We start from the raw sequence: 20,333 nt of genomic DNA, 5'->3' as shown, positions 1-20,333 counted from the left end.
ACGCCGCGCAATACCGCTGGTCTTGCCTTGGTATACACACTGTTCGTGATCCGATCAAAAAAACCAATGGAGACTAGCGATGCATAAAATATTCAAAGCAAGTGTACTGGTGGCCGCCCTGGCCATCGCCGGCAGCGCCACCGCGCGCGACGATAACCACACCCCCGTGGGTACGTGGAAAACTATCGACGACGCCAGCGGCAAGCCGAAATCCCTCGTTGTCATCACGGAAAACAATGGCGTCTTGCAAGGCAAGATCGAAAAGCTGTTCCGTGGCCCGAATGAAGATCAGAACCCCAAGTGCGACAAGTGCACGGGCGCCAACAAGGACCAGCCCATCATCGGCTTGGTCATCCTGACGGGTTTGAAAAAAGACGGCGATGCATGGACAGGCGGTGAAATCACGGACCCGGCCAGCGGCAAGGTCTACAAGAGCAAGGCCGAACTGCAGGAAGGCGGCACCAAGCTGCAAGTGCGCGGCTATGTCGGCGTGCCGATGTTTGGCCGCTCGCAGACGTGGGTGCGCGAAGAGTAAGCGACGCACGCCCTGCCCTGATGAAGCCGGCCCTGCGCCGGCTTTTTTGCGCCTGCGCTCCGCACACGGCCGTTGTTTTTCAGGCCGAATCGCACCCTTTGGAACCCATTTCCAGTCTAAGACAAGCTATGCGCGCCACCGAACATACTTGAAGTTTCCTAAATGAAATAGTGCATGCCTGTGACGCCATCGCCTGTAGCGACGGGCGGCATGGCTCTGCCGGATGACCTCATCCGCGGATGCCCGGCAATGACTGCCATGCACAAAGGAACACTATGAATCTCTTCAAGCGATATCTGAACCCGCTGCTCGTCTCGGCAGGTCTGCTGGCCATGGCCGCCCTCGCCGGCTGCGGCGGCGGTGACCAGGGGCGCGATCCCATCCTCGGCTTGCCGGGCGCTACGCTGTCCAGCCTGGCCGTCACGCCAGCCACTGCCACGGTCGCCATCGGCGCGGGCCAGCAATTCACGGCCATCGCCACGTATAGCGACGGCTCCTCGCAAGACGTCAGCGCCAAGTCGGCCTGGACGTCGGCCACGCCGGCCAGCGCGACCGTCAATGCCGCCACAGGCTTGAGCACCGGCATCGCTGCCGGCAGCAGCAGCATCAGCGCCGCGTTTGGCGGCAAGAGCGTCAGCGCCGTGCTGACCGTCACGCCTGCGACCTTGCTGTCGATCGCCGTCGCGCCGCAGAACCCCATCATCCCCGTCGCCGCGACGCGCCAGCTGGCCGTGCTTGCCACGTATTCGGATAACAGCACCGCTGACGTCACGGCCGGCAGCAGCTTCGTTTCTGCTACGCCCGCTGTCGCCACGGTCGCCAGCGGCGGCCTGGTTACCGGCGTTGCCTTTGGTAGCAGCGTCATGAATGCCAGCTTCAACGGCAAGACGGCCAGCACCACCGCCACCGTGCCTGCTGCCACCATCGTCAGCATCGCCGTCACGCCAGCCACCGCCAGCATCGCTGTCGGCGCCACGCAACAGTTCATTGCCACCGCAACGTATTCGGACAGCTCGAACGCCATCATCACCAACGGCGCCATCTGGACGTCAGGCACCGTTGCCAACGCCAGCGTGCTGAACACGGGCGTCGCTACCGGCATCGCCGTCGGCACCAGCAGCATCACGGCCACAGCCGGCGGCCAGTCGGGCAGCGCGCTGCTGACCGTCACGGCCGTCGCCATCCCGCCCGTCCTGAACCCGATCATCCTGGGCCGCGCGGCACCGTTCGGCGTGCTGGCCGGCACTTCGATCACGAATAATTCGGGCGGGACGACCCTGATCACGGGCGACGTCGGTGCGCCGTCGCAGACCACCGATCCGACCCAGGCGGCCGGCTTTACCAACTACAAGTCAGGTGCCATCCTGGCCGGTGCCATGACGGATCTGCAAGCGGCGATCACGGACGGCAACAGCCGTACCTGCGACGTCAGCTTTGCCGGCGGCATCGACCTCGGTGGCCAGACCTTCGGACCCGGCGTGTATTGCTACGCGGGCGCCATCAGCATCACGGGTAGCCTGACACTGAACGGTCCCGGCGTGTACATCTTCCGCACGGCATTGACGCTCGATTCGACCGTCAATTCGGTAGTTGCCCTGAACAATGGCGCCACGGCCGACAACGTCAGCTGGCTGCCCGTCGGCCCCACCACCTTGGCCGCGAACAGCGTCTTCAAGGGCAATATCCTGGGCCAGTCGGCCGCCATCACGGTGGGCGACAACACGACCCTGCTCAATGGCCGCGTGCTGACGGCTGCCGCCGTTACCCTGCGCAACAACCAGATCACCAAGTAACCGGGACATGACCATGACTATCGCACACACACTGGGCGCCCTGAGCGTCATCACCGGCGCCTTGCTGGCAGCCCAATCGGCGCAAGCGCAGGACAACACGTTCATCAACCCGGACTGGGCCAACAGCGCCTGGTATATCGGCGCGGGCGTGGGCCAGTCGCGCGCCACCATCGACGAGCCGCGCCTGCGCGCCAGCCTGGCCGCCAACGGCGAAACCGTCACCGGTTTCAGCAAGGACCAGCGCGATACCGGCTATAAACTGTTTGTCGGACGGCAACTGAACCAGTATGTCGCCGTGGAAGCGGGCTACTTTGACCTGGGCAAGTTCGATTTCCAGTCGACCACCAGCGGCAACGGCGTGCTGAACGGTCAAGCGGCCTTTCGCGGCGTGAACCTGGACTTGCTGGGCCAGCTGCCGCTGTCGCAGCGTTTGTCCCTGCTGGGCCGTGTCGGCATGCACTACACCAAGACCAACACGGAGTTCAGCGGCAATCGCCTGCTGGGTTCGACCAATATGCATGCCAGCGAGCGCAAGCTCAACGCCAAGCTGGGCCTGGGCCTGGAATACAAGTTCAGCGAAGCGCTGGCCTTGCGCGGCGAAGTCGAGCGTTATCGCCTGAACGACGCCGTCGGCAACCGCGGCGATGCGGACCTGTATTCCGTCAGCCTCGTGTATAAGCTGGGCCGCCCGACCAGCGCCGCGCCCGCCTACCAGCCGGCGCCCGAAGTCGCCCCGGTCGTCGCGATGCCGGCGCCGCTGATCGAAGCCAAGCCCGCACCGGTGCCCGTGGCGGAAAAAGTGTCGTTTGCTTCGGAGGCATTGTTTGATTTCGATCAATCGACGCTCAAGCCGCAAGGCAAGGCGGCGCTGGACCAGTTGCTCGGTCAGTTGAAGGGCATGGATCTGGAAGTCATCGTCACGGTCGGCCATACGGATGCCGTCGGCCCGGACGCCTACAATCAGAAACTGTCGCAGCGCCGCGCCGAAGCCGTCAAGGCCTATCTGGTGGCGCAAGGCGTGGAAACGAACCGCGTCTACACGGAAGGCAAGGGAGAAACGCAGCCCGTGGCCGACAACACGAGTGCCGCCGGCCGCGCCAAGAACCGCCGCGTGACGGTGGAAGTGGTGGGCACAAGAAAAGTGCTGCGCTAGATCAAACTGACGCGTAAAAAAACCGGCTTGCGCCGGTTTTTTTACGTCTGGCGCAAGACCGCCGCCGGCTTGCGGTGATGCTTGCTCAGATGCCGGTCCAGGCTGTTGGCGAACTGCTGCCGGTCGGACTGGCTGAAGGCGGCCGGGCCGCCCGTGTCGACGCCGCCGCTGCGCAATTCTTCCATGAAGGCGCGCATCGTCAGTTGCTGGGCGATATTATCCTTCGTGTAAAACTCGCCGCGCGGGTTCAGCGCAAAACCGCCCTTGGTCAGCACGTCGGCGGCCAGCGGGATGTCGCCCGTGATGACGAGGTCGCCAGGATTCAACAGGCGCACGATTTCCTGGTCGGCCACGTCGGCGCCGGACGGCACTTGCACGGTACGGATGAAACGCGAGGGCGGCACGCGCAAGCCCTGGTTGGCGACCAGGGTCAAGGGCAACTCCAGGCGGTCGGCGACTCTATACAAAATTTCCTTGATGACAACGGGACAGGCATCGGCGTCGATCCAGATCTGCATCCCCGGCGTGGCCTGCTGGCTGCCGTCCGCCATCACAGTTCCCACGCTTCGCCGCCAGGACCCATGCGCGGCGCGCTGACGCCGAAGTGCAGGTAGGCGGCTGGCGTGGCGACACGGCCACGCGGCGTGCGCTGCAAAAAGCCTTGCTGGATCAGATACGGTTCCAGCACGTCTTCGATGGTATCGGCCACCTCGCCGATAGCAGCCGCCAGGTTGCCAATGCCGACGGGGCCGCCGCCGAACTTGAACAGCACGGCTTCGAGCAGCTTGCGGTCCATCACGTCAAAGCCAGCGGAATCGACGTCGAGCATGGCCAGCGCGCGGTCGGCCACCACCTTGGTGATCTCGCCATTGCTTTTGACTTCCGCGAAATCGCGCACGCGACGCAGCAGGCGGTTGGCGATGCGGGGCGTGCCGCGCGCGCGCTGGGCGATCTCGTGCGCGCCTTCCGGGTCGATCGGTGCTTTCAGCAAGGCCGCGCTGCGCGTGACGATCTTCGTCAGTTCGCCCGTGTTGTAGAACTCCAGGCGCGCGACGATGCCGAAGCGGTCGCGCAGCGGGTTGGTCAGCATGCCGGCGCGCGTGGTGGCGCCCACCAATGTAAACGGTTGCAGATCGAGTTTCACGGAACGGGCGGCCGGGCCTTCGCCGATCATGATATCGATCTGATAATCCTCAAGCGCCGGATACAGAATTTCTTCCACGACGGGCGACAGCCGGTGGATTTCATCGATGAACAGGACGTCGTTCGCTTCCAGGTTCGTCAAGATCGCCGCCAGGTCGCCCGGGCGTTCCAGCACGGGGCCGGAAGTCTGGCGCAAATTGACGCCCATTTCGCGCGCGATGATGTGCGCCAGGGTCGTCTTGCCCAGGCCCGGCGGACCGAACAACAAAGTATGGTCGAGCGCTTCCTTGCGCTGGCGCGCGGCCGTGATGAAGATTTCCAGCTGGTCGCGGATCTTTTCCTGCCCCACATACTCGTCGAGCTGCTTCGGACGCAAGGCCCGTTCGATGGCCTCTTCGTTGTGCGAGATGGGCGCCGCGTCGATGATGCGCTGTTCCGTGAAGCTGTCGGTCTGGATGCTCATGCCCTATCAGCCTTTCGACAGCGCTTTCAGCGCCAGTTTGATGCCGTCCGACACGCCGGTGCCTGCCGGCACGTTTTTCACGGCGGCCAGCGCTTCCTTGTCCGAATAGCCGAGCGCGACCAGGGCATTCAAAATGTCCGATTGCGCATCCGGCGCCGCATGCGCGCCGCCGGCGCCGATATCGGCCCCCAGCTTGCCTTTCAATTCCAGCAGCAGGCGTTCGGCCGTCTTCTTGCCGATGCCGGGCACTTTCACGAGGCGGCCAGAATCCTGCAGGGTAATGGCTTGGGCCAGGTCGGCGATCGTCATGCCGGAGAGAATCGACAAGGCCATGCGCGCGCCCACGCCCGTGATCTTGATCAACTGGCGGAATACGGCCCGCTCGGCCGTATTGCCAAAGCCAAACAGCAAATGCGCATCTTCGCGGATGGCCTGGTGCGTGAACAGCACGACTTTTTCACCCACGTGGGGCAAGTTGTAAAAGGTGCTCATCGGCACGTCGACTTCATAGCCGACGCCCTGGCAATCGACCAGCAATTGTGGCGGATTCTTTTCAAGCAAAATACCGGAGAGACGGCCTATCATCGCGTGTTCCTAATGTTAAATTTCAGAGTGATGCCTTATCCAACGAGGCGGCCGCGCTTCATGCGCAAGCCCTGCAGTTGCGGCGCCAGCGCGCCGAGCATGGCCAGCGCGTCGAGGCTGTTGGCGTGGCAAATAGCCACGCCCAGGGCATCGGCCGCATCCGTGCCAGGCAAGCCAGGCAAGGACAGCAGCCGGGACACCATGTCCTGCACCTGCTCCTTGGCTGCCTTGCCATGGCCCGTGACGGCCTGTTTCACTTGCAGCGCCGTGTATTCGGCCACCGACAGGTCGGCGTTGACCAGCGCGCAAATGGCCGCGCCACGCGCCTGGCCCAGCAGCAAGGTCGATTGGGGATTGACGTTGACAAACACTTTTTCGATGGCCGCGCAATCGGGCTGGTAGGTGCCGACGATTTCGCTCACGCCCTGTAGGATGATCTTCAGGCGCGGCGGCAATTCCCCTTCGGAACCCGTCTTGACGGTACCCGAAGCGATATAGCGCAGCTTGTTGCCGTGTTTTTCAATGACCCCAAAGCCGGTCGTGCGCAGGCCAGGATCGATGCCAAGAATAATCATCGCCAGATTCTATAATGAATACGGCAGGCACCGGTGAATAACCGGTGCCTGCCGCTGAGTTACTGCTGGCCGAGTATGGAATCCCGGCCTGTTCCAGATCAATGACGGAAGTGACGCGTTCCGGTATAAAGCATTACGACGCCGCGCTCGTCCGCCGCATCGATCACTTCCTGGTCGCGCATGGAGCCGCCCGGGTGGATCACGCAGGTTGCGCCCGAGTCGACGACGACGTCGAGGCCGTCGCGGAACGGGAAGAAGGCGTCCGACGCCACCACGGAACCGGTCAGGCTCAGGCCGGCGTTTTGCGCCTTGATGGAAGCGATGCGGGCCGAGTCGATACGGCTCATCTGGCCTGCGCCCACGCCCAGGGTCATGTTATTGCCGCAGAAGACGATGGCGTTCGACTTGACGAATTTCGCCACTTTCCAGGCGAACATCAGATCGGCCAGTTGCTGCGGCGTTGGCTGCAGCTTGCTGACCACGCGCAAGTCGCCGATACCGACGTTTTTCGCGTCAGGCGATTGCACCAGCAAGCCGCCACCGACGCGCTTGAAGTCCATGGCATGCACGCCGCTGCCCAGCGGGATTTCCAGCATGCGCACGTTTTGCTTGCTCGACAGAATCTGTTTCGCTTCGGCGGAGAACGACGGGGCGATCAGCACTTCCACGAACAGCTTGGCGATTTCGCCGGCGGTAGCGCCATCGAGTTCCGTGTTGAAGGCGATGATGCCGCCAAATGCCGAGGTCGGGTCCGTCTGCAGGGCGCGCGCATACGCTTCCGCCGCATTCTTGCCCAGGGCCACGCCGCATGGGTTCGCGTGCTTGACGATGACGCAAGCGGCGCTCTGCTCGAAGCCGCCCATGCTCTTCACGCATTCCCAGGCCGCATCAGCGTCGGCGATGTTGTTGTACGACAATTCCTTACCTTGCAGCTGGCGATAGTTGGCCAGCGCGCCGTCGGTGGTGACGAGGTCGCGGTAGAAGGCGGCGCTCTGGTGCGGGTTTTCACCGTAGCGCATGTCTTGCACTTTTTCAAAGGCCACGTTCAGGATTTGCGGATAAGCGCCGCGCTCGGCGTGCACTTTCGTCGGGCCCAGGCTGGTCAGGTAGTTGGTGATGGCGCCATCGTATTGCGCCGTGTGCGCAAAGACTTTTTTCGCCAGCATGAATTTGGTGTCATAGCTGACGTCGCCTGCCTTGCCGTCGGCCGAGCGCATTTCCGCCAGCACCGCGTCGTAGTCGGTCGGATCGCAAATGACAACCACGTCCTTGTGGTTCTTGGCAGCCGAACGCAGCATGGTCGGGCCGCCGATATCGATGTTTTCGATCGCGTCTTCCAGGGTGCAATCGGCCTTGGCGACCGTGCCCTGGAACGGGTAAAGATTCACCACCACCATGTCGATGGTCGGCATGTCGTGCTCGACCAGTTTCGACATGTGCTCAGGGAAATCGCGGCGCGCCAGGATACCGCCGTGCACTTTCGGGTGCAGGGTTTTCACACGGCCATCGAGCATCTCCGGGAAACCCGTGTAATCGGCAACTTCCGTCACAGGAACACCGTTGTCTGCCAGCAATTTGGCGGTGCCGCCCGTGGACAGGAGGTTGACGCCGAGGGCGGACAGGGCGCGGGCGAATTCGAGAACGCCGGTCTTGTCGGAAACGGAGAGGAGAGCTTGTTTGATCATGGCTGTGGCTAGGTGGTTAAGTGTTCTTGGCGAATGGCGCAGCGGTCAGCTAACAGGCTGGGCCCGCTGCGGCGGATTCAAATCTTGGCGTCACTTGCATGCCGGCATTACAGCAAACCGTGCTCCTGCAATTTCTTGCGCAGGGTATTGCGGTTGATGCCCAGCATCTGCGCGGCGTGCGACTGGTTGCCATCGGCGCGTGTCATCACGACTTCCAGGATGGGCTTTTCCACGGTCAGTACGACCATGTCATAGATATTCGATGCTTGCTGTTCGCCCAGGTCATTGAAGTAATCTTCTAGACTTTTCTGTACGACTTCCTGAATGCTTTCTTTGCTCATTTTTATGCTTCAACCGGCTGAACACCTGGCTATCCGGTGCCGCGTCGCTCATGCGGTCCGCGTGCTGCCCTCTTGCCTCGGTGTTGTAATTAATATTGCATGACGCTCTGTATAGGCGCTCGCCCTTGTACTGCTGGTAACTGATTTACCCTGCTTGTTGCTATCTGCTCATGCTGCCGTGGCCATCGGTTTGATCACATCGATCAGGCCACTTTCACTGGATTCGGAGAGGCGGTATTGTAACCGTTCGCCAAATTTCCATTGCGACTCAAAAAATTGATCGACGGCCAGCAACTGCGCGTCCGTCGACTCCAGCAAGTTCATTTGCTGCCGGAACGCTTCGCCGCCTTCCAGATCCTTGACATACCAGCCGATGTGCTTGCGCGCCGTGCGCACGCCGAGAAATTCCCCATAAAACGCGTAATGGGCGCGCAAATGCTCATCCATCAGGCTACGCACTTCATCCACGTACGGCGCCGGCAGCAAGGTGCCGGTGCGCAAAAAATGGTCGATTTCGCGGCAAATCCACGGCCTGCCCTGCGCCGCGCGGCCGATCATGACGGCATCGGCGCCCGTTTGATCCAGCACAAAACGGGCCTTTTCCGGGCTGGTAATGTCGCCATTGGCCACCACGGGAATGCCCACCGATGCTTTCACAGCGGCAATGGTTTCATATTCGGCATCGCCCTTGTAGCCATCGGCGCGCGTGCGGCCATGCAGGGTCAGCATCTGGATGCCGGCTTGCTCGGCAATGCGGGCGATTTTCAGGGCGTTCTTGTTTTCGCGGTTCCAGCCCGTGCGAAATTTCAGGGTGACGGGCACGTCAACGGCGTTGACGACGGCGTGCAAGATCTTTTCGACCAGACTTTCGTTTTGCAGCAGGGCCGAACCACACCAGTTGTTGCACACCTTTTTGACTGGGCAGCCCATGTTGATGTCGATGATCTGCGCGCCCCGGTCCACATTGAACTTGGCGCAGTCGGCCAGGTCTTGCGGATCGGCGCCGGCGATCTGCACGGCTTTCGGTTCCATTTCGCCTTCATGGTCCGTGCGGCGCGAGCTTTTTTCCGTCGCCCACAGGCGCGGATTCGACGCCGCCATCTCCGACACGGCGTAACCGGCACCCAACTGCTTGCACAACTGGCGGAAAGGCCGATCCGTCACGCCCGCCATGGGAGCGACGAAAACGTTGTTGCGCAGAATGTGAGGGCCGATTTGCACTGAAGAACCTGGAATGGACGGAGGAACCTGCTATTTTAACCGATTCCCTGCCTAATTAATAAGCACTATTTTTTTAGCTCAGTGCGTCAGAGTGACGATGAGGCCGCTTGGAGCGCTCTTAGCCCAGATCGTCCATCGCGGGCGCGCTCAGGTGTTCGATATTTCCCCAGTGCACTAAATGCAGTTTGCCGTCGGCGTAAGAAAAACGGTTGACGCTGGCATTTTTGACCTGGAAGTCGCGCGGACTGTCGAGCGTCATGCCGACCGCCTCGCGGTAAGCGCACTCAAGCACGCCGCCGTGGGCCACGATGGCGATCGTCTGGCCGTCGTACTGCCGGGCCCAGCGGGCGATGGCGCCATTCGCGCGCGCATAAAACTGGCGGAAACTTTCGGCCTGGCGCTCGCCCGACGGCATCACGGCATCGATCTGGCGCGATTGCCACTGCGCATACTCGTGCGGATAGCGCGCGGCAATATCCGCATACAGCAAGCCTTCGAAGGCGCCATAACAGCGCTCGCGCAGCAAGGGATCCGTTTGCACGGGTAAATCTTTCACGTCGGCCACGGCTTGCGCCGTCTGCTGCGCGCGCTGCAAATCGCTGGCGAGGATGGCGGCCAGCGGTTCGTCCGCCAGCGCCTGCCCCAGCGCGGCCGCTTGCGCCAGGCCCGCCTCGTTCAAGGCGATGTCGATATGGCCCTGCAGGCGGCGGCCCGCATTCCAGGCCGTTTCGCCATGGCGTATCAGTAAGATCGTGGTGCTCATGCTTTATTTCTTCAGGGTAAGTGCCAAATCGGGATTGAGAGAATAGGCGACGACGAGCTGGGCTTCGTCGAGGATGTGGCCGTACAGGGCGGCATGCGCTTGCTGCCCCGTAAAACGCTCGGGCAAGGCCAACTGTGGCACGTCGAGCGCGTACAGACGGAAGATATAGTGATGGATGCGCTCGTCGTTCCACGGCGGGCACGGGCCATCATAACCGTAATAATCGCCGGCCATGGCCGCATCGCCGGCAAACCAGGCCGTGTAGTCGTTGAGGCCCTGACGCAGCCCTGTACCAGTGCCGGCAGCCTTGCCGCGCGGGGTGATGCCGCTGGAAAATTCTCCGGCGGCAATAACCCGCATGGCAGGCGGCAAGTCGAGCAAGCTCCAGTGATAAAAGTCGCCGCGCAGCGCCGTCAGCGGCAACGCCTGGTCATCGCGGTTGGCCAGGCTGGCGTCTTGCGGCGCATCGGGGTCGATGCAGAACAGGGCGAGCGACTCGGTACCGTTGGGCACCTCATCCCAGGCCAGATGGGGATTGCGGTTGCCTGCGAGGCGCACGCGGCTGGCCGGATCGATCTCGGCAAAAGTATATTCGGCCGGCATCAGGCCGCCATCACGAAACGTCTCGCTCCACAATTTCATCGCTTGCTCCTCTTTATAGTTTTTATTTATTGCTTGGCATTCACTTGCAGCCAGAAGGTCACCGGGCCGTCGTTCGTCAGCGACACTTGCATGTCGGCACCAAACTGCCCCGTTTGCACGGTCGCATGGCGGCTGCGCGCCTGGTCCACGAAATGCGTGAACAGGCGCAAGCCGTCCTGCGGCGCGGCCGCCGGCGTGAACGACGGGCGCGTGCCGGACTTGGTGTCGGCCGCCAAGGTGAACTGCGGCACCAGCAGCAGGCCGCCGGCCACGTCCGTCACGCTGCGGTTCATCTTGCCCGCCTCGTCGGCAAACACGCGGTAGCCGAGCAGCTTGGCCAGCAGGGCGTCTGCCTCCTTCTCGGTATCACCCCGCTCCGCGCACACGAGCACCATCAGGCCAGCGTCGATGGCGCCGATGGTGGCGCCGGCAACATCGACCTTCGCCTGCGTAACGCGCTGCAACAGCGCGATCATGCCGTCAAGGTGACGCGCGCGAAACTGCGCTTGCCAACTTGCAACACGAACTGGCCGGCGTCCACTTGCAAGCCCTTGTCGCTGATGACGGCGCCATCGATGCGCACGCCGCCCTGGTCGATCTTGCGCATGGCTTCCGACGTCGACGGACACAGGCCAGCCTGTTTCAGCAACTGCGGGATGCCCAGCGGTGCGCCGGCCAAGGTCACTTGCGGGATATCGTCGGGGATGCCGCCCTTCGAGCGGTTGACGAAGTCGGCCAGCGCATCTTCCGCCGCCTGCTGCGAGTGGAAGCGGGCGACGATCTCTTGCGCCAGCGCAACCTTGGCGTCGCGCGGATTGCGGCCTTCCTCGACTTCACGCTTCAGCTGCGCCAGTTCGGCGATCGAGCGCCACGACAGCAGCTCGTAGTAGCGCCACATCATGACGTCGGAAATGCTCATCAGCTTGGCGAACATGGTGTTGCCAGGTTCCGTGATGCCGATGTAGTTATTCTTCGACTTGGACATCTTTTCCACGCCGTCCAAACCTTCCAGCAGCGGCATGGTCAAAATACACTGCTGCTCCTGTCCGTACTGCTTTTGCAGTTCGCGGCCCACCAGCAGGTTGAACTTCTGGTCCGTGCCGCCCAGTTCCAGGTCCGATTTCAGGGCCACCGAGTCGTAACCCTGCATCAGCGGGTACAGGAATTCATGGACGGAAATAGGAATGCCGCCCTGGAAGCGCTTGGTGAAGTCGTCGCGCTCGATCATGCGCGCCACCGTGTAGTGGGAAGCGAGTTGGATGATGCCGCGCGCGCCCAGCGGATCGCACCACTCGGAGTTATAGCGGATTTCGGTCTTGCTGGCGTCCAGCACCAAAGATGCTTGCGCGAAATACGTCATCGCGTTAATCTCGATCTGTTCCTTGGTCAACGGCGGGCGCGTGACATTGCGGCCCGAAGGGTCGCCGATCATGGACGTGAAGTCGCCGATGAGGAAAATGACTTGATGACCGAGGTTTTGCAGCTGGCGCATCTTGTTCAGCACGACAGTGTGGCCCAGATGCAAGTCGGGTGCGGTCGGGTCCAGGCCCAGTTTGATGCGCAGTGGAACACCGGTTTTCTCGGAGCGTGCTAATTTTTGCGCAAATTCGCTTTCGATCAAGAGTTCGTCGACGCCACGCTTGGTAATCGCGAGGGCTTCTTGTACTCTGTCCGACAGCGGAAGCGCGGTCTGAGCGGCGTTAGCCTTTGTAGGCGATGCGGTGGTGTTGATTTCCATAAAATTTGACTGTAGATCTCAAAATGGTAGTAGGTTTGCGGAGTTTGCTATAATGCTCGATCCCATCAATCTTGCCGTATGAAAACGAACCAAAATAACAATAACAAAGAGCACTAGTTCACGAATCGTTCAAGGGCAAATTTTAACTGATTGCATGAACCCTATACATAAAATCACAGGCTCACGCTTGTACACACAGCTGACGACGACACGCAAGGCACGCATTATCGGCGCGTCCGCAGTGCTGCTCGCCGTGGCCGCCTTCGGCGCGGTCGCTGTGTCGCCCATGGCGCCCGATGCGTCTGACTTGCCAGTCACGTCCATCGCCCAGAACCTGGAAATGCCTGATCTCGCCTCGCAAATTTCCGCGATGGAACAGGTAGACCAGAATTTCACCCACGAAGAAAAAGTCCGCGCTGGCGATACCCTCGCCACCCTGCTGACACGTCTCGGTGTGGATGATCCTGTGGCCGCCAATTTCATCAAAACCGACAAGATCGCGCGCGGCGTGATGTTGCTGAAATCGGGCAAGCGCGTGCAAGCGCAAACGTCCGAAAACGGCGACCTCAACTGGATGCGCGCCACCCTCGTCGACGGCACGGACAAATCGGTCAAGAACATCCTGATCACCCGCAAGGGCGACAAGTTCGTGGCCACGGAAGTGGCAGCCCAACTGGAACGCCGCGTTGAAATGCACGCGCGCAAGATTACTTCCACCCTGTTCGCCGCCACCGACTCCAGCCTGGACGGCACCCGCCTGCCAGACTCGATTTCCGCGCAAATCGTGGAAATGTTCTCCACCAATATCGACTTCCGCTCCGACCTGAAACGCGGCGACTCGTTCAATGTTGTCTACGAAACATTCTGGCAAGATGGTGAATTTGTCCGAGCGGGCCGCATCCTGGCCGGTGAATTCACCAACCGCGGCACGACTTACCAGTCCGTTTGGTTCGAAGACCCAGCCAGCAAGCAAGGTGGCGGTTACTACAGTTTCGACGGCAAGTCCCTCAAAAAAGCCTTCCTGAAATCCCCCCTCGAATTCTCCCGCATCTCGTCCGGCTTCTCCATGCGCGTGCACCCGATTTCCGGCAACTGGAAAGCGCACAAGGGCATCGATTTCGCTGCAGCAACGGGCACCCCTATCCGCGCTTCGGGCGACGGCGTGGTCGATTCCGTTGGCAGCCAAAACGGTTACGGCAATGTTGTTGTCCTGAAACACTGGGCCAACTACACCACCGCCTATGCGCACATGAGCCGCTTCGCTTCGGGCCTGAAAAAAGGTCAAAAAGTCAGCCAGGGCGATGTGATCGGCTACGTCGGCACCACCGGCTGGTCCACGGGCGCCCATTTGCACTATGAATTCCGCGTCGGCGGCGTGGCACAAGACCCAAGCAAGCTGAACGTACAAGCCCAGGCGCCATTGACGGCTGCCGAGCTGAGCCGCTTCCGCATGGTGTCCAATGACATGATGCACCGCTTCACCCTGCTGCGTCCGAACGACACGGCGCTGGCGTCGCGTTAAGCAACACTGCCTTCGGGCAATATATAAAGGCACCGCCCATGCAGATGGCCGGTGCCTTTGTTTTATGTGCGCAGGAAAATGCGGCACAATGCATCCATCACTTACGCACGCGAGGAAACACCATGCTGTATATCGGTTTAATGTCGGGCACCAGCCTGGACGGCGTCGACGGCGCGCTGGTCGACTTTTCCGACGAGGGCACGCGCAGCCTGGGCGATGCGTACATTCCCTTCCCCGCCAGCCTGCGCGCCGACCTGATGGCGTTGCAAAGTGCCGGCCAGAATGAAATCGAACGTGAAGCGCTGGCGGCAAACCAACTCGTGCGCCATTACGCCGATTGCGTCGCCATGCTTTTAGGCAACGCGGGCATAGTCGCGGACGCCATCGTCGCCATCGGCGCGCATGGCCAGACCATCCGCCACCGCCCCGAGCTGGGCTTTACGCGCCAGCTGAACAACCCGGCCCTGCTGGCTGAACTGACGGGCATCGACGTCATCGCCGACTTGCGCAGCCGCGACGTGGCGGCCGGCGGCCAGGGCGCGCCGCTGGTGCCCGCTTTTCACCAAGCCATTTTCAATTTGCCCGGCCACACGCGCGTGCTGGCCAATATCGGCGGCATCAGCAATATCAGCGTGCTGCACGCGGACGGCACGGTGACGGGCTACGACACGGGTCCCGGCAATGCGCTGATGGATGGCTGGGTGCTGCAGCACCTGGGCCAGCCCTACGATGCCAACGGCGCCTGGGCAGCGACAGGCCAGGTCATCCCTGCCCTGCTGGCGGAATTGCTCAACGACCCGTATTTTGACTTGCCCGCGCCAAAAAGCACGGGGCGCGACCTGTTCCATGCCGACTGGCTGAATAGCAAGCTGAGCAACTATCCGCTGACCAAGCCTGCCGACGTACAGGCGACCCTGACGCAGCTGACGGCCGCCAGCCTGGCGCACGCCATCTTGCGCGACGGGGCACAGGCGGAAACGGTCTATGTATGTGGCGGCGGCGCGCAGAACGCCAGCCTGATGGCGGCGCTGGCCCGGCAATTGCCGGGCATGGCGGTGGAATCGACTGCAGCCCTGGGTGTGGCGCCGAGCCAGGTCGAGGCGCTGGCGTTCGCCTGGCTGGCCTGGCGTTTTACGCAACGCAAGCCGGGCAATTTACCTACGGTGACGGGTGCGCAGGGGCTGCGGGTACTGGGAGCGCTGTACCCACGTTGACATGGAATAACTATTCCAGAAACACAAATAGCGGATCATCGATCCGCTATTTTCTTGCTTGCCCAGTTTAGTACTTAAACGGAGAAAGACGAACCGCAACCGCAGGTCGACGTTGCTGTTGGGTTTTTAATCACGAACTGCGCGCCTTCCAGGTCATCCTTGTAGTCGATTTCCGCGCCGACCAGGTACTGGTAGCTCATGGAATCGATCAACAGCTGGACGCCGTTCTTGACCATGGTGGTGTCATCTTCGTTGACGATTTCGTCGAAGGTGAAACCGTACTGGAAACCGGAGCAGCCGCCACCCTGCACGAAGACGCGCAATTTCAGGTCGGGATTGCCTTCTTCTTCGATCAGCTGCGCGACTTTTTCAGCGGCGCTATCGGTAAAGATAATAGGGGAAGGGATCACATCTTGCATTTCAGCGACGGCATTCATATCAGGCACTCCTACTAGAAAACATTAAGTCATTATAGACTGTTGGCGCAACTCGCGCTGCGGCCGCCGCTGATGCGGCTGGACGGTGTTGTTCCTGCTCACATTTCCGATACGGCCAGGTGCAGCACGGGGTCGGCGCTGTCGTGCCGGCTGAGCTTGCCCTGCACCAGGGCGCCGCTGTGCATTTCCAGCACCTTGTAATAGACCTCTCCTACAATGCGGGCTTTTGGCTGGATTTCAAGCATTTCGGACACATACACGGGGCCATTGATCTCGCCGCTGACGACCAGGCTCGAGCAGCGCACCTCGCCATCGATGCGGCCCGCCTCGCCCAGCACCACATACGTGGGCTCGCCCGGCTCGCCCGTGACATTGCCGCGCACATGGCCGTCGATGCGCAGGCCGCCGCAAAACAGCAAGTCGCCCTCGATCCGCGTGGCAGCGCCGATCAGGGTATCGATGGGGTTTTTCGCGTTGCGCTCGAACATGAACGTCATCCTGTCGGGGTACGTGGCAGTCCAATTTATCACAGGTCCGGCAAAAAGGCGCCGGACCTGCGCAAGCACAGTCGCGTATCGTTACGGCAGCAGGGCGATGTGTTGCAAACCGGCCGTTTCTTTCAAGCCAAACATCAAGTTCATGCATTGCACGGCCTGGCCGGACGCGCCCTTGACCAGATTGTCCTGCACCACCAGCACGATGACGGTATTGCCGCCTTCAGGACGGTGCAAGGCCAGGCGCAACATGTTCGAACCGCGCGTGGAGCGGGTTTCCGGATGCGAGCCGAAAGGCATCACGTCGACGAAAGGCTCGTCCTTGTATTGCTCTTCGAACAATGCTTGCAGCTCTTCATTGCTGACATCCTTGTTCAGCTGCGCGTACAGGGTCGAATGCATGCCGCGGATCATCGGCACCAAGTGCGGCGTGAAGGTCAGCGCCACTTTCTCATCCGTGAAACGCTGCAATTGCGCCGTCGTTTCCGGCAGGTGGCGGTGGCCGGCCACGCCATAGGCCTTGAAGCTGTCGCTGCTTTCCGAGAACAGGATACCGATTTCCGCCTTGCGGCCGGCGCCCGACACGCCCGACTTGCAGTCAGCGATCAAGCCGCCCGCGTTGACCAGGCCCGCCTTGAGCAGCGGGTAAAAACCCAGCTGCATGGTGGTCGGGTAGCAACCGGGGTTGGCGATCAGCTTCGCTTGCTTGATGTCTTCACGGTTCAGCTCCGGCAAACCGTACACGGCTTGCTCGATCAACTCTGGCGCCGTATGGGGAATCTTGTACCACTGCTCGAACTTGGCCTGGTCTTTCAGACGGAAGTCGGCGGCCAGGTCGATGACTTTCACGCCGGCGGCCAGCAGGGCTGGTGCTTGCGCCATCGCAACACCATGCGGGGTGGCAAAGAAAACCACGTCGCACTGCTCCAGATTGGCTTTATCGGGCGAGGAAAACGCCAGTTTCACGTGGCCACGCAGGGAAGGATACATGTCAGCAACGGGCAAGCCATCTTCCTTGCGCGAGGTAATCGCCGTCAACTCGACATCTGGATGGGTAGCGAGCAAGCGCAGCAATTCCACGCCCGTGTATCCAGTGCCGCCGACGATGCCAACTTTGATCATGTTCTTTCCTTGTGTATAGAGTGCATAAAGATGAGGGGAAATGCTCCCCCTGCGGGTTTTCCGCGTATTTTACAGCGCAACGGCGTATCCCGCTGAAATGCAAAAAAGCCGCGAGACCGAAGTCCAGCGGCTTTTCGACCAGCACCCCGGAAGGTGCTGTAGCGTAGAAATTAACGCTTCGAGAATTGCTTTGCGCGACGTGCTTTGCGCAGACCAACTTTTTTACGCTCGACTTCACGTGCATCGCGGGTCACGAAGCCGGCTTTCGCCAGTTCCGGTTTCAACGCTGCATCGTAGTCGATCAGAGCGCGGGTGATGCCGTGACGAACTGCACCAGCCTGGCCCGACTCACCGCCGCCATGGACGTTGACTTTGATGTCGAAACGCTCGACATTGCCGGTCAGTTCCAGTGGTTGACGGATGACCATCAGACCCGTTTCGCGCGAAAAGTATTCGTTTGCTGGTTTGCCGTTAACAACGATCAAGCCTGTGCCAACTTTGATAAAAACCCGAGCCACTGCACTTTTGCGACGGCCGGTTCCATAATTGTAATTACCGATCATGTCAGTTCCTTAGAGAACAAGTGCTTTAGGTTGCTGAGCAGCGTGCGGATGGGAACCTTCCGCGTACACTTTCAGCTTCTTGATCATTGCGTAGCCGAGTGGGCCTTTAGGCAGCATGCCCTTGACCGCTTTCTCAAGCGCGCGACCTGGAAAACGCTGTTGCATTTTCTGGAAGTTGGTTTCGTAGATGCCGCCTGGATAGCCAGAGTGACGGTAGTAAATTTTCTCAGTAGCTTTGGTACCGGTCACACGCAGTTTGCCTGCGTTGATGACGACGATAAAGTCGCCGGTATCGACGTGAGGAGTAAATTCTGGTTTGTGTTTGCCGCGCAGTCGGAGTGCCACTTCGCTGGCAACACGTCCGAGGACTTTGTCCGTCGCGTCAACCACGAACCAATCGCGCTGGACTTCATGTCCTTTAGCGGAAAATGTTTTCATGTTGACTTCCTAATAGATTACACGCTCAAATGGTGGTTCCGCCGATGCTGCTATGCGGACTCTGCCTTATTTACTTTTCCTGAGCGAACGGAAAGCCGACAAGTATAAGCGGCTTTGGCTCGCCGCGTCAAGCCGAAATCGAGGCCGGCTGCGGGCCGGCGGGCGGCACATGGATGGGCATTCCTCTATTACAATACAAAACGCTTACAATTTTCGGAGAGTACGATGGAATGCAAAGTCAGCTGGAATGGCCCGTCGGGCATGAGTTTTCGGGCAGAAACGGGTTCCGGCCACCTGGTGACCATGGATGGCGCGCCCGATGGCGGCGGCCACAACCTGGCGCCACGCCCCATGGAAATGGTCTTGCTGGGCACGGGCGGCTGCACTGCCTATGACGTGGTGCTGATCCTGAAACGCGGACGCGAAGCCGTCAGTGGCTGCGAAGTGACCCTGAAGGCCGACCGCGCCGACACCGATCCGAAAGTGTTTACCAAGATCCACTTCCACTTCACCGTGCGCGGCAAGGCCCTGAAACCGACGGCCGTGGAACGGGCCGTGGCCTTGTCGCATGACAAATATTGCTCGGCGTCGATCATGCTGGCCAAGACGGCGGAGATTACACATTCCTTTGAAATCATCGAGGAATAATGCAGGGCGCTCCACGGAGCGCCTTTTTTATCGCTTATTTATATGTAATACGCGGTTTTCGTCATCACTTTACCCATGATGCCCATCAGCGCCTTGACGGGCGCCGGCGTATCGATGGCGCCCAGCCGCTGGGCGGCGGCGCCGTGCTCCACTTCGTCGATGGCCATCTGTTTCACGATGGCGCGCGACTTGGCGTCCTGCGGCGGCAATTCCTGCAAGTGGCTGGCCAGGTGCGCTTCCACCTGGCGTTCCGTTTCCACCACGAAACCCAGGCTGCGGTCGTCGCCCATGCGCGCGGCGATGGTGCCCAGCGCAAACGAACCCGCATACCACAGGGGATTGAGCAGGCTCAAACGCGAGCCCAGCTCCGTCAGGCGCTGCGCCGTCCAGGCCAAATGATCTTCCTCTTCGCGTCCCGCTTCGTCGAACTGGGCGCGGATGGCCGGGCTATGCGCATAGCGCGCCTGCGAGTTGTACAGGGCTTGCGCGCACACTTCGCCCACATGGTTGACGCGCATCAAGCCGGCGCTGTGGCGCTGTTCGGCCGGGCTCAGCTGCGCATCGGGCGCATGTGCGGCCGGCGTGGGGCGCGAAGCGGAGGCCACGCCAGCCATGACGCGCAGGGCCTTGTCGGCGCCAACAATCAAACGATCCAGGGGGTCAAAGTGGCGGTTCGCGGTCATCGTGGCTATGCTCATGAGTAGTAAAGCATGAATTATAGGACGATCAGGGCCAGCAGTCCCCACGCCGCGCGCAGGGTGAACGGGGCTTTATTGACTTGTGCGCGCTTTTTCCTGCTCGATCCAGTCCACCACGGGACCGACGGCGTCCAGGCCGGACAGGCTTTTCGCCACGCCCAGGTTCAGTGAAATCAGGAAAGAAATGCTATCGACGGGAATGTCCGGGCAGTATTCGGCAAACGCGGCGCGAAAACGCTCCGATTGCAGCACGCGCAAGACTTTCTCACCGCTCATGAATTGCAGCACGCTGGCAATGCTGTGCCCGCCACCCAGCGAGTGGTAGATAAAACGGTTGTACTTCGCGTCGATCTGCTTGAAATCGAGGGTTTCCTCCGTCATCAGGCCGGCCAGGTAGTACAGCCCCAGGCTGACGCGGAAGAAACCGATGGCTTCGGCACTGGTCATGCCGGCGCGCGCCACGGCCAGTACCTTGTCCTGCATCGCCTGATCGATCGTTTGCATTGCGCTCTCCCGCGCCGTCCGCCGGCGCCCACCGGGCCAGCTTGCATGAAGATGCT

General features: G+C 60.9%; 24 protein-coding genes. 6 read left to right on the top strand and 18 right to left on the bottom strand.

All coding sequences use genetic code 11. The annotated features are described in order from the left end of the window. Window positions 1-79 precede the first annotated feature (79 nt). The 3 genes from AC3IQ7_RS04990 to AC3IQ7_RS04980 all read left to right on the top strand — a co-directional run bounded on the left by AC3IQ7_RS04990 (window position 80) and on the right by AC3IQ7_RS04980 (window position 3,481). On the top strand, window positions 80-535 hold the full coding sequence (locus AC3IQ7_RS04990; RefSeq protein WP_489208509.1) for a DUF2147 domain-containing protein: 456 nt from the start codon (window positions 80-82) through the stop codon (window positions 533-535). A 275-nt stretch (window positions 536-810) separates the two neighbouring features. Continuing rightward, on the top strand, window positions 811-2,328 hold the full coding sequence (locus AC3IQ7_RS04985; RefSeq protein ID WP_489208508.1) for an ice-binding family protein: 1,518 nt from the start codon (window positions 811-813) through the stop codon (window positions 2,326-2,328). Window positions 2,329-2,341: 13 nt separating this feature from the next. Further along, window positions 2,342-3,481 (top strand): OmpA family protein, encoded by a 1,140-nt coding sequence (locus AC3IQ7_RS04980; protein ID WP_489208507.1) that lies wholly within the window; start codon window positions 2,342-2,344, stop codon window positions 3,479-3,481. Window positions 3,482-3,522: 41 nt separating this feature from the next. Here AC3IQ7_RS04980 and AC3IQ7_RS04975 read toward each other — a convergent pair whose 3' ends face one another. From AC3IQ7_RS04975 to tyrS, 11 genes are all read right to left on the bottom strand, one after another. Further along, on the bottom strand, window positions 3,523-3,999 hold the full coding sequence (locus AC3IQ7_RS04975; protein WP_099380012.1) for a YaiI/YqxD family protein: 477 nt from the start codon (window positions 3,997-3,999) through the stop codon (window positions 3,523-3,525). A 32-nt stretch (window positions 4,000-4,031) separates the two neighbouring features. After that, window positions 4,032-5,087: a Holliday junction branch migration DNA helicase RuvB gene (ruvB, locus tag AC3IQ7_RS04970; protein WP_489208506.1), complete on the bottom strand. Its 1,056-nt coding sequence runs from the start codon at window positions 5,085-5,087 to the stop codon at window positions 4,032-4,034. Window positions 5,088-5,093: 6 nt separating this feature from the next. Further along, window positions 5,094-5,672 (bottom strand): Holliday junction branch migration protein RuvA, encoded by a 579-nt coding sequence (ruvA, locus tag AC3IQ7_RS04965; protein ID WP_099379938.1) that lies wholly within the window; start codon window positions 5,670-5,672, stop codon window positions 5,094-5,096. Window positions 5,673-5,707: 35 nt separating this feature from the next. Further along, window positions 5,708-6,247, bottom strand: coding sequence for a crossover junction endodeoxyribonuclease RuvC (gene ruvC / locus AC3IQ7_RS04960; RefSeq protein ID WP_099379939.1), 540 nt, complete (start codon window positions 6,245-6,247; stop codon window positions 5,708-5,710). Window positions 6,248-6,345: 98 nt separating this feature from the next. Further along, window positions 6,346-7,932: a bifunctional phosphoribosylaminoimidazolecarboxamide formyltransferase/IMP cyclohydrolase gene (gene purH, locus AC3IQ7_RS04955; RefSeq protein WP_489208505.1), complete on the bottom strand. Its 1,587-nt coding sequence runs from the start codon at window positions 7,930-7,932 to the stop codon at window positions 6,346-6,348. 107 nt (window positions 7,933-8,039) lie between these two features. Next, window positions 8,040-8,273 (bottom strand): helix-turn-helix domain-containing protein, encoded by a 234-nt coding sequence (locus AC3IQ7_RS04950; RefSeq protein ID WP_008445162.1) that lies wholly within the window; start codon window positions 8,271-8,273, stop codon window positions 8,040-8,042. A 168-nt stretch (window positions 8,274-8,441) separates the two neighbouring features. Further along, window positions 8,442-9,494 (bottom strand): tRNA dihydrouridine synthase DusB, encoded by a 1,053-nt coding sequence (gene dusB, locus AC3IQ7_RS04945; protein WP_489208504.1) that lies wholly within the window; start codon window positions 9,492-9,494, stop codon window positions 8,442-8,444. A 118-nt stretch (window positions 9,495-9,612) separates the two neighbouring features. After that, on the bottom strand, window positions 9,613-10,257 hold the full coding sequence (locus AC3IQ7_RS04940) for a histidine phosphatase family protein (protein WP_489208503.1): 645 nt from the start codon (window positions 10,255-10,257) through the stop codon (window positions 9,613-9,615). Window positions 10,258-10,260: 3 nt separating this feature from the next. Further along, window positions 10,261-10,899 (bottom strand): YbhB/YbcL family Raf kinase inhibitor-like protein, encoded by a 639-nt coding sequence (locus AC3IQ7_RS04935; RefSeq protein WP_322429292.1) that lies wholly within the window; start codon window positions 10,897-10,899, stop codon window positions 10,261-10,263. 26 nt (window positions 10,900-10,925) lie between these two features. Next, entirely contained in the window at window positions 10,926-11,375 is a 450-nt protein-coding gene (gene dtd / locus AC3IQ7_RS04930; RefSeq protein WP_034784767.1) for a D-aminoacyl-tRNA deacylase, read from the bottom strand. Further along, window positions 11,372-12,637 carry a tyrosine--tRNA ligase gene (gene tyrS / locus AC3IQ7_RS04925; protein ID WP_322429291.1) on the bottom strand — a complete coding sequence of 422 codons (1,266 nt, stop codon included), beginning with the start codon at window positions 12,635-12,637 and terminating at the stop codon, window positions 11,372-11,374. Before tyrS ends, dtd begins: the two co-directional genes overlap by 4 nt. A gap of 154 nt (window positions 12,638-12,791) precedes the next feature. Between tyrS and AC3IQ7_RS04920 the strand changes: the two genes are divergently transcribed. Beyond that, a complete protein-coding gene (locus AC3IQ7_RS04920; protein WP_099379945.1) occupies window positions 12,792-14,159 on the top strand; it encodes a M23 family metallopeptidase in 1,368 nt (455 codons plus the stop codon). Window positions 14,160-14,281: 122 nt separating this feature from the next. Further along, window positions 14,282-15,373, top strand: a complete 1,092-nt coding sequence (locus tag AC3IQ7_RS04915; RefSeq protein WP_489208502.1) for an anhydro-N-acetylmuramic acid kinase — start codon at window positions 14,282-14,284, stop codon at window positions 15,371-15,373. Between the two features lie 74 nt (window positions 15,374-15,447). Here AC3IQ7_RS04915 and erpA read toward each other — a convergent pair whose 3' ends face one another. From erpA to rplM, 5 genes are all read right to left on the bottom strand, one after another. Continuing rightward, window positions 15,448-15,810 carry an iron-sulfur cluster insertion protein ErpA gene (gene erpA / locus AC3IQ7_RS04910; protein ID WP_029496047.1) on the bottom strand — a complete coding sequence of 121 codons (363 nt, stop codon included), beginning with the start codon at window positions 15,808-15,810 and terminating at the stop codon, window positions 15,448-15,450. A gap of 98 nt (window positions 15,811-15,908) precedes the next feature. Continuing rightward, a complete protein-coding gene (locus AC3IQ7_RS04905; RefSeq protein ID WP_035828615.1) occupies window positions 15,909-16,298 on the bottom strand; it encodes a bactofilin family protein in 390 nt (129 codons plus the stop codon). Window positions 16,299-16,388: 90 nt separating this feature from the next. After that, window positions 16,389-17,426 carry an N-acetyl-gamma-glutamyl-phosphate reductase gene (gene argC, locus AC3IQ7_RS04900; protein ID WP_322429289.1) on the bottom strand — a complete coding sequence of 346 codons (1,038 nt, stop codon included), beginning with the start codon at window positions 17,424-17,426 and terminating at the stop codon, window positions 16,389-16,391. A 170-nt stretch (window positions 17,427-17,596) separates the two neighbouring features. Beyond that, entirely contained in the window at window positions 17,597-17,989 is a 393-nt protein-coding gene (gene rpsI / locus AC3IQ7_RS04895) for a 30S ribosomal protein S9 (RefSeq protein WP_010393285.1), read from the bottom strand. Between the two features lie 9 nt (window positions 17,990-17,998). Next, window positions 17,999-18,427, bottom strand: a complete 429-nt coding sequence (gene rplM, locus AC3IQ7_RS04890; RefSeq protein WP_010393282.1) for a 50S ribosomal protein L13 — start codon at window positions 18,425-18,427, stop codon at window positions 17,999-18,001. Window positions 18,428-18,652: 225 nt separating this feature from the next. Between rplM and AC3IQ7_RS04885 the strand changes: the two genes are divergently transcribed. After that, window positions 18,653-19,075: an OsmC family protein gene (locus AC3IQ7_RS04885; RefSeq protein ID WP_034749235.1), complete on the top strand. Its 423-nt coding sequence runs from the start codon at window positions 18,653-18,655 to the stop codon at window positions 19,073-19,075. Between the two features lie 38 nt (window positions 19,076-19,113). On the opposite strand, the gene coq7 is transcribed toward AC3IQ7_RS04885, so the two are convergent. Further along, on the bottom strand, window positions 19,114-19,758 hold the full coding sequence (gene coq7, locus AC3IQ7_RS04880) for a 2-polyprenyl-3-methyl-6-methoxy-1,4-benzoquinone monooxygenase (protein WP_489208501.1): 645 nt from the start codon (window positions 19,756-19,758) through the stop codon (window positions 19,114-19,116). An 87-nt stretch (window positions 19,759-19,845) separates the two neighbouring features. Beyond that, window positions 19,846-20,277, bottom strand: coding sequence for a hypothetical protein (locus tag AC3IQ7_RS04875; protein ID WP_099379949.1), 432 nt, complete (start codon window positions 20,275-20,277; stop codon window positions 19,846-19,848). Window positions 20,278-20,333 lie beyond the last annotated feature (56 nt).

The organism is Janthinobacterium sp. GL_088, assembly GCF_057837845.1.
This window is presented reverse-complemented; position numbering and strand designations above follow the sequence as displayed.

Coding starts and splice junctions, on each gene's coding strand:
- ruvB (WP_489208506.1), bottom strand. CDS start 5,087: ATGAGCATCCAGACCGACAGCTTCACGGAACAGCGCATCATCGACGCG.
- AC3IQ7_RS04985 (WP_489208508.1), top strand. CDS start 811: ATGAATCTCTTCAAGCGATATCTGAACCCGCTGCTCGTCTCGGCAGGT.
- AC3IQ7_RS04875 (WP_099379949.1), bottom strand. CDS start 20,277: ATGCAAACGATCGATCAGGCGATGCAGGACAAGGTACTGGCCGTGGCG.
- ruvA (WP_099379938.1), bottom strand. CDS start 5,672: ATGATAGGCCGTCTCTCCGGTATTTTGCTTGAAAAGAATCCGCCACAA.
- AC3IQ7_RS04935 (WP_322429292.1), bottom strand. CDS start 10,899: ATGAAATTGTGGAGCGAGACGTTTCGTGATGGCGGCCTGATGCCGGCC.
- tyrS (WP_322429291.1), bottom strand. CDS start 12,637: ATGGAAATCAACACCACCGCATCGCCTACAAAGGCTAACGCCGCTCAG.
- AC3IQ7_RS04990 (WP_489208509.1), top strand. CDS start 80: ATGCATAAAATATTCAAAGCAAGTGTACTGGTGGCCGCCCTGGCCATC.
- rpsI (WP_010393285.1), bottom strand. CDS start 17,989: ATGATCGGTAATTACAATTATGGAACCGGCCGTCGCAAAAGTGCAGTG.
- ruvC (WP_099379939.1), bottom strand. CDS start 6,247: ATGATTATTCTTGGCATCGATCCTGGCCTGCGCACGACCGGCTTTGGG.
- AC3IQ7_RS04885 (WP_034749235.1), top strand. CDS start 18,653: ATGGAATGCAAAGTCAGCTGGAATGGCCCGTCGGGCATGAGTTTTCGG.
- AC3IQ7_RS04950 (WP_008445162.1), bottom strand. CDS start 8,273: ATGAGCAAAGAAAGCATTCAGGAAGTCGTACAGAAAAGTCTAGAAGAT.
- purH (WP_489208505.1), bottom strand. CDS start 7,932: ATGATCAAACAAGCTCTCCTCTCCGTTTCCGACAAGACCGGCGTTCTC.
- AC3IQ7_RS04940 (WP_489208503.1), bottom strand. CDS start 10,257: ATGAGCACCACGATCTTACTGATACGCCATGGCGAAACGGCCTGGAAT.
- AC3IQ7_RS04905 (WP_035828615.1), bottom strand. CDS start 16,298: ATGTTCGAGCGCAACGCGAAAAACCCCATCGATACCCTGATCGGCGCT.
- dtd (WP_034784767.1), bottom strand. CDS start 11,375: ATGATCGCGCTGTTGCAGCGCGTTACGCAGGCGAAGGTCGATGTTGCC.
- AC3IQ7_RS04915 (WP_489208502.1), top strand. CDS start 14,282: ATGCTGTATATCGGTTTAATGTCGGGCACCAGCCTGGACGGCGTCGAC.
- AC3IQ7_RS04980 (WP_489208507.1), top strand. CDS start 2,342: ATGACTATCGCACACACACTGGGCGCCCTGAGCGTCATCACCGGCGCC.
- rplM (WP_010393282.1), bottom strand. CDS start 18,427: ATGAAAACATTTTCCGCTAAAGGACATGAAGTCCAGCGCGATTGGTTC.
- erpA (WP_029496047.1), bottom strand. CDS start 15,810: ATGAATGCCGTCGCTGAAATGCAAGATGTGATCCCTTCCCCTATTATC.
- AC3IQ7_RS04975 (WP_099380012.1), bottom strand. CDS start 3,999: ATGCAGATCTGGATCGACGCCGATGCCTGTCCCGTTGTCATCAAGGAA.
- argC (WP_322429289.1), bottom strand. CDS start 17,426: ATGATCAAAGTTGGCATCGTCGGCGGCACTGGATACACGGGCGTGGAA.
- AC3IQ7_RS04920 (WP_099379945.1), top strand. CDS start 12,792: ATGAACCCTATACATAAAATCACAGGCTCACGCTTGTACACACAGCTG.
- coq7 (WP_489208501.1), bottom strand. CDS start 19,758: ATGACCGCGAACCGCCACTTTGACCCCCTGGATCGTTTGATTGTTGGC.